The sequence below is a fragment of the Bradyrhizobium sp. genome (assembly GCF_049798375.1).
Classification (GTDB): Bacteria; Pseudomonadota; Alphaproteobacteria; order Rhizobiales; family Xanthobacteraceae; genus Bradyrhizobium.
The window spans coordinates 1-6081 of record NZ_JBARGP010000619.1; the positions used below are offsets into that span (position 1 = coordinate 1).

6 protein-coding genes are annotated in these 6081 nt (G+C 66.2%); 4 read left to right on the forward strand and 2 right to left on the reverse strand.

The window, feature by feature from the left end:
* The first annotated feature begins 65 nt into the window (after positions 1–65).
* From WA702_RS24625 to WA702_RS24635, 3 genes are read left to right on the forward strand one after another with little or no spacing between them, the layout of a single operon-like run.
* Positions 66–1109: a branched-chain amino acid ABC transporter permease gene (locus WA702_RS24625; protein ID WP_425113154.1), complete on the forward strand. Its 1044-nt coding sequence runs from the start codon at positions 66–68 to the stop codon at positions 1107–1109.
* Positions 1096–1830 (forward strand): ABC transporter ATP-binding protein, encoded by a 735-nt coding sequence (locus WA702_RS24630; protein ID WP_425113155.1) that lies wholly within the window; start codon positions 1096–1098, stop codon positions 1828–1830. Before WA702_RS24625 ends, WA702_RS24630 begins: the two co-directional genes overlap by 14 nt.
* Positions 1823–2524, forward strand: coding sequence for an ABC transporter ATP-binding protein (locus tag WA702_RS24635; RefSeq protein ID WP_425113156.1), 702 nt, complete (start codon positions 1823–1825; stop codon positions 2522–2524). The genes WA702_RS24630 and WA702_RS24635 overlap by 8 nt, the downstream gene beginning before the upstream one ends.
* A 249-nt stretch (positions 2525–2773) precedes the next feature.
* Here WA702_RS24635 and WA702_RS24640 read toward each other — a convergent pair whose 3' ends face one another.
* Positions 2774–4225, reverse strand: coding sequence for a hypothetical protein (locus tag WA702_RS24640; protein WP_425113157.1), 1452 nt, complete (start codon positions 4223–4225; stop codon positions 2774–2776).
* Between the two features lie 191 nt (positions 4226–4416).
* Here WA702_RS24640 and WA702_RS24645 point away from each other — a divergent pair, with 191 nt between their 5' ends.
* Positions 4417–5310 (forward strand): hypothetical protein, encoded by an 894-nt coding sequence (locus WA702_RS24645; protein WP_425113158.1) that lies wholly within the window; start codon positions 4417–4419, stop codon positions 5308–5310.
* Between the two features lie 55 nt (positions 5311–5365).
* On the opposite strand, the gene WA702_RS24650 is transcribed toward WA702_RS24645, so the two are convergent.
* Positions 5366–6081 (reverse strand): DUF899 domain-containing protein (locus WA702_RS24650; protein WP_425113159.1); only part of this gene is annotated, 716 nt, incomplete at its 5' end.

The following is a 6081-nucleotide window of genomic DNA, read 5'->3' on the forward strand; positions in this document are numbered from 1 at the left end:
TCCGCGACCTCGCAGGCACATGTGTGCGCGTCTTGCTGCAGCCGAACAGAGGAGCCGTCGGGCGGATGGCTGAAACGGAAGTGGCCGGCCTTGCGCCGGCAACGGGACAGACGACCGCGCGGTGGAACGCGCTGCCGATCGTGGAAGCCGTGGTGCTGGTGGTCGCCCTGGCGCTGCCGATGGTGCTGCCCGACTATCTCACCGTGTTTGCCACTCGCGTCGCGATCCTGGCGTTGTTCGCGCTCTCCTTCGACCTGGTCTGGGGCTATGCCGGCATCATGAGCTTCGGCCAGGCGCTGTTCTTCGGCGCTGCCGGCTACGGCGTGGCGCTGCTCGGTCGCGACCTCAACATCTCGAATCTGCTGATCGTGTTGCCGGTCGGCGTGCTGATCGGGTTCGCGTTTGCGTTGCTGCTCGGCGGCTTCCTGTTGCTCGGCCGCCATCCGACCAGCATGATCTTCGTCGCACTGGGCACGCTCACCGGCTCCTACGCCGCCGACCGCCTCGCGCGCGGCTGGTACTATCTCGGCGGCCAGAACGGCATCCCCTCGATCCCGTCGATGACGCTCGGCTCTTATGAACTCGACGAGGGACCGGTCTTCTATTATTTCGCACTGGCGCTCTTGGTGGTGGTCTATCTGCTCTGCCGTTTCCTGGTGCGCTCGCAATTCGGTCTGGCGCTGGCGGGCCTGCGCGAGAACGAGACCCGCATCGCCTTCTTCGGCTATAAGACGCAGCATCTGAAAGCGATCGTGTTTGCGATCGGCGGCGCCATTGCCGGCCTCGCCGGCAGCCTTTACGCGTTCCACGAAGGCTTCGTCTGGCCCAACATGGTCGGCGTGGTGATCTCGACCCAGGTCGTGCTCTATGTGCTGTTCGGCGGCTCCGGCACCTTGATCGGCGCCGTGATCGGCACCGTGATCATCGAGGGCGTCTCGTTCTGGCTGTCGGACAATTACCGCGAGATCTGGCCGATCATCCTCGGCGTGCTGCTGCTGTTCGTCATCATGTTCCGCCCGCTCGGGCTGATCTCCTTTGTGCTCTCGGAGCGCGAACGCGTCGGCCGTTTCGGCATCGGGCCGCAGAAGGGCGACCATGGCGCTTCTTGAGGCAACCGGCGTCGTCAAGGTGTTCGGCAAGCTCACCGCGCTCGGCGGCGCGGCACTGTCCGTCGCCGAGAACGAATTCCACGGCCTGATCGGGCCGAACGGCTCCGGCAAGAGCACTTTGATGAAATGCGTCGCCGGTGCCGAGACGCCGACGGAAGGCAGCGTGAGCTTCGCCGGCGCTGACATCACCGCGCTGTCGCCGGCCGAGCGCGCCCGCGCCGGCATGAGCCTGAAATTCCAGATCACCAGCGTGCTGCCGGCGCTCTCGCTCTACGACAACATTCTCCTGGCGCTTCAGGCCCAAGCCTCGCTGCTCGATCTCGTGTTGTCGCGCACCCGCCGCGCGCTGCACGATCAGGTCATGACCATGCTGCAGCAGTTCCGGCTGGCCGACCGCGCGCGCGATCCGGCCTCCGCATTGTCGCATGGCCAGCAGCAGTGGCTGGAGATCGCGATGGCGCTGGCCTCAAAGCCGCGGCTGTTGCTGCTCGACGAGCCGACCGGCGGCATGAGCCTGGAAGAGCGGCGCGTTACCGGCGAGTTGCTGGCGCCGATCAAACAACATTGCTCGCTCGTCATTGTCGAGCACGACCTCGATTTCATCCGCGACATCTGCGATCGGCTGACGGTGCTGGACCAGGGCAAGGTGCTGGCGACCGGCACGGTGGCCGAGATCCAGGCGAGTAAGAGCGTGCAGGAGATCTATTTACGCCGTGCCTGAGCAAACCTTTCTCGACATCCGCCATCTCGACACCGGCTACAACCGCAGCCAGGTACTGTTCGACGTCACGGTCGGCGTTCCCTGGCGCGGCGGCGTCGCCGTGCTCGGCCGCAACGGCGCCGGCAAGACCACCTTGATGAAGACCATCATCGGCGAGCTGCCGGCATGGAAGGGCGATATCGCGCTCGATGGCCGCGATATCGGCCGCACGCCGACCGAGCAACGCGTCCGCGCCGGCATCGGCTACGTGCCGCAGGAGCATTCGGTGTTCGCGCGGCTGTCGGTGCGCGACAATCTCGCGGTCGGCTCGCTCAACAACAAGACCGCCGCCGCGGTCGACCGCGTGCTGGCGATCTTCCCCAAACTGGCGGAGCGGCTGGACCAGCCGGCCGGCACCTTGTCGGGCGGCGAGCGCAAGATGCTGGCGATCGGCCGCGCCATGCTCGGGGAACCCAAATTGCTGCTGTTGGATGAACCGACCGAGGGCGTCTGGATCGGCGTCATCGAAGAGATCACCGAGCGGCTGATCGAACTCGCCAAGGAGATCGCCGTCATCGTGGTCGAGCAGCATCTCGACTTGGCGCTGCGCGTCGCCGACTACGCCTACGTTCTCGATCGCGGCCGCGTCGCATTGCAAGGCGCCGCGGCTGACGTGCGCAACAGTCCCGATCTGGTGCGCTATCTGGCGCCGTGATTTGATTATCGTCATTGCGAGGAGCGAGGCGACGAAGTAATCCAGACTTCCTTCTTGGCTCTGGATTGCTTCGCTGCGCTCGCAATGACGACAATAGCTATCTCGCTCACATCCGCAGCTCAACGCTGAGCCCGGACTCTCGCAGGGCCTGCCGAGAGTCCGGGCTCTTGCTTCGCGTTGGCGGCGAGGTCTGGCTGGTGTCGCCGGCGCCGAGGGCGGGAGCGTGGCGCCGGACGATAGCCTCCTGACTTAGCCGTGCATCGCGAAGTGGTGCACCTCGGTCTGCGCGACCGCGTGGCTGTAGTCGACCGGCTGGAAGTCGTGCGTCGGCGGCGTGATCGGGCCGTGGTCGGTCGCGGTGAGCGGCTCCATGTGGCCGAAGCTGCCCTGCTCGTGACCGCCGAACTCCACCGGGCCATGGCCCATGTGGCCGTTGTCGAGCCCGAAGTGATGCTCGCCGTTAGGAGCGTAGACACTCGTCATCAGGCCGCCGGTCTCGCCATGCGCGCCGTGCGTGTCGGTCTGCATGCCCTCGAGATGGAGCGGTTGGCGCAGGCTGCTTGCCACCACGCCCTCGGTGCCGTGGCCCAATGCGCCGCTGTCGACGCCATGGACCTGAACACCGCTCACGCCGTGTGTCGGGATACTCTCCCAGAAGTTGCCGCCGCCGGACCCGGCGTGCGCCACCGCGTCGGGCTTGAAGGTGAGGCCGTCGCCGCTGACGCCGTCATGAGCGAGGTTCGCGACATCTTGCAGCACGGAGTTCCAGTTGCCGTGGCCGACATCGTTCGCGAGCGTGCCGAGGTCGGTCGAGATGTTGGCCGCGCCGTGTCCGACCGTGTGGACCATGTCGCCTGCGACATCGAGCAGGCCGCCGACACCCTCGCCGCCCCACTGGCCGACGGTGCCGACCACCGCCTGCGCCGCCCCACCCAAGGCGTGAGCGCCGTCGGTGATGATCTCGCCGATCGGCCCCCCGATCAGGTGGCCGCCGATCCCGGCGGTGTCCGCCGCGGCGCCGATCGCACCATTGGCGAGCGAGGCGCCAGCCTCGAAGCCGCCCTTCACGATCGCGCCGGCCATGCCGAGCGCATCCTGGCCGACATCGGCCGCGGTCCCGATAATGGTCCCGCCCATGTCGAGCGCGCCCTGCGCGATCGATCCGGCCGCCTCCAACCCGGCATGTCCGACCCCGAGCGCGGTCTGTGCGGCGTCGCCGACGATGTTGATCGCGCCGTTGCCGACATCACCGACCACCTTGAGCCCGCCGTCCAGCAGGTCGCTGCCGGCATGGGTCACGTCGCCGAGCGCCCCGCTGAGATTGCCGTGCACGAGATCGCCGACGCCCTTGCCGAGATCGCCCAGCACATGGCTGCCGGTGTTCCACAGATCGCCGCCGACATGGCCGACCGTGGAGGCGATGTCGCCGCCGATATGGATGGCGCCTCCAACGATCGAACCGGCCGCGTCGCCGAGGGCGCCGAGCACGCCGCCCACGGTGTGGATGGCCTCACCGCCGAGTGATTCGACGCCGTGCACCACCGAGCCGACGGCGCCGGCGACGTTGCTCGCGACACCTTCCGCCGCGCCGAGCAAAGCCGAGCCCGCGCCCTCCGCCGCATTACCCACGTCCTTGGCTACGTTCTCGACACCGTCGACGACAGAGCTGGCAGCATCTTCGATTGAATCCCAAAAACCCATGATCTCCTCCTATGGTTTGGATCAGTGGGTGCATCGTGACAGGCCCGGCTCGCGTCTTCCGTGCGCAAGGTCACGCTGTGCCGGCGCGTCCCGAAACGGCGGAATCGGGCGCACACGGCGTTTTGTCGTGACGTTTGAATGACGCAACGATTACAGTCGCATCGCAGTTTGATGAATTCGGGAGAGAGCTGATGAAGGTGCAACAGCAGGCGCTGTCGAATCCGGTGGCGTTATGGTGGCGGCTGCTGACGCTGGTCAGCGCGGCCAACATCGCGTTCTGGTTCCTGCTGTACCAGCAGCTTCACGCGCGTGCGCCGGAGCCTGTCGGCGCCACCTCGCAGACCAGCGCGATGCTGGCGCTCTGCGCGGCCTATGTGTTCGGCTGCGCCTTTCGTTCGGTGCTGCCGCGCGCCGACGTGCAGCGCATCTGCCTCTACGACAGCTTCCTGTCGAGCGTGCTCGTGGGGCGCACGGTCGCCACCATCGCCGAGCTGTGCTTTGCCGCGCAATGGGCGATCATCCTCGATCAGCTCGGGCAGATTGCCGGCGCCGAGACCGCTGTGAACGCGGCGCGCGTGATCCTGCCACTGATCGTGATCGCAGAGATCTGCTCCTGGTATGCGGTGCTGACCACCAACTTCCTGTTCAACGCGATCGAGAATTCGCTGTGGGCCGTAACGTTCTTCGTGATCGGGATCGGTCTCGGCCGGCTGCTGCCGGAGTTCGAAGGCGCGGTGTTCTGGCTGTTGGTCGCAGGCATCATCGGCATCGCCGGCTATCTCGCCTTCCTGGTCGTGGTCGACGTGCCGATGTATCTGAACCGGTGGCGGGCTGGGCTGCTCGACGGCAGCCGCTATTTGCGTCCGCTTGAAGGGTTGCGCGACACCGCCACGCGCTGGACCGTCACCCACGAGTTCGATCACTGGAAGGACGAGATCGCATGGATGTCGCTGTATTTCAGCGCCGCGGTGTGGGCGAGCCTCGCGCTCTGCGCGCTGTCGTCCTTCGACGATCATCTGTCGCGTTATCGCGTCCAGGCCGCGAGCGCGCGCCCGGCCATCGTGCAGCAGACCAGCGTGCAGTGATCCGCCGCTGATCTTGCGGCATTGCCTCAGCGCCGGCTTCGATGCCTCGCCGGACTCATGATGAACTTCCGCAGTGGCAGGCATCCGGCGTGGCTCGATCATACGCGTCGTGCAGCCGCACCCAGTCGCCGAGATTGCCGCGGCCGGTCTCATTGCGCCCCTTGGGCGTGAGGTCGAGATAGTGATAGGCGCCGATCAGGGGATCGCCGCCGCGGGAGCGCACCTGAAAGGTGTGGAAGATGTTGCCGTCTTCATCCTTGATGAAGACGCTGGCGCCCGGTAGCTCGCGCGAGCCGCCGGTCATCGGGGCAAAATTGTAGGTCGCCGTGCCGGCTGCGATCTGCTCGTCCGAGAACGACACCTCGAAATCGAAATTGAAGTCGCTTTGCCCTGAGGACACCCAGTCGAACGTCCAGCCCATGCGCTGCTTGAACGGCGTGATTTCGCCGAGCGGCGCGCGCGAGACCACGACCAGGCTGACGTCATGGTGTTTGAGATGGAGGTTGGCCCCGTCAATGTGGTCGCACAGGAATGCGCAGCCCGTGCAACGATGATCGTCTCCCGGCGCCATCATGAAATGGTAAACGATGAGCTGGCTGCGGCCTGCGAACAGCTCGCCCAGCGCCTTGGGCCCCTCCGGCGTCTCGAACAAATAGGATTTCTCGATCCTCAACCAGGGCAGGGCGCGCCTCGCGGCGGCCAGGGCGTCGCGCTCGCGCATGAACGCCTTTTCGCGGACCAGATGGGCGCGATGCGCCTCGCGCCAAACGC